Source organism: Dryocola clanedunensis (genome assembly GCF_038405435.1).
GTDB classification, from domain to species: Bacteria; Pseudomonadota; Gammaproteobacteria; order Enterobacterales; family Enterobacteriaceae; genus Dryocola; species Dryocola clanedunensis_A.
Window position 1 is genome coordinate 1 of the sequence record NZ_JBBYHZ010000081.1, and the last position, 726, is coordinate 726.

The following is a 726-nucleotide window of genomic DNA, read 5'->3' on the forward strand; positions in this document are numbered from 1 at the left end:
GGTAAGCCATGCTGCTGCTGGACAGACAGGCCTGGTTGTTCTCGGTCAAGACCTTCCTGGCGGCGCTGGCAGCGCTTTACATCGGGCTGGCCGGCAATCTCTCGCGCCCGTACTGGGCGATGGCCACGGTCTACATCGTGACCCAGCCGATGCTGGGCCCGACCCGCGCCAAGGGGGCCTACCGCATCCTCGGCACGCTGATCGCCGGCGCGGCCACGCTGTGGATGCTGCCGCACCTGGTGGAAACCCCGCTGCTGCTGAGCGCGGCGATGTCGCTGTGGCTGTCCTCCTGCCTGTTCATCGCCCTGCTCAACCGAGGCCCGCGCGGCTACGCGTTCCTGCTGGCCGGTTACACCACCGCCTTCATCGGCTTCCCGGCGGTGACCTCGCCGGACACCATCTTCGACACCGTGGTGGCGCGCAGCGAGGAGATCATCCTCGGCACCGTGGTGGCGGTACTGTTCGCCTCGCTGTTCTTCCCCGCCTCGGTGCGGCCGATGCTGCGCGCGCGGATCGGCGGCTGGATGGCCGATGCCGCCGACTGGTGCCGGCAGATCCTCTCGCGCGGTCACGCGCATGGACCGCGCAACCGCCTGGCGGCCGATCTGGTCCAGTTCGAAGCGCTGATCGAGTTCATGCGTCGCGACGACCCGCGCCACGCCGGGGCGGCGGTCTCGATGGAGCGCCTGCGCGAACGCATGCTGCTGATGCTGCCGGTGCTGTCCT

General features: G+C 69.3%; 1 protein-coding gene. It reads left to right on the top strand.

Going from position 1 to position 726, the window contains the following annotated elements; genetic code table 11:
- Window positions 1-8 precede the first annotated feature (8 nt).
- Window positions 9-726, top strand: a 718-nt coding sequence (locus AAE045_RS23490) for an FUSC family protein (protein WP_455549723.1), incomplete at its 3' end; no start/stop codon positions are given.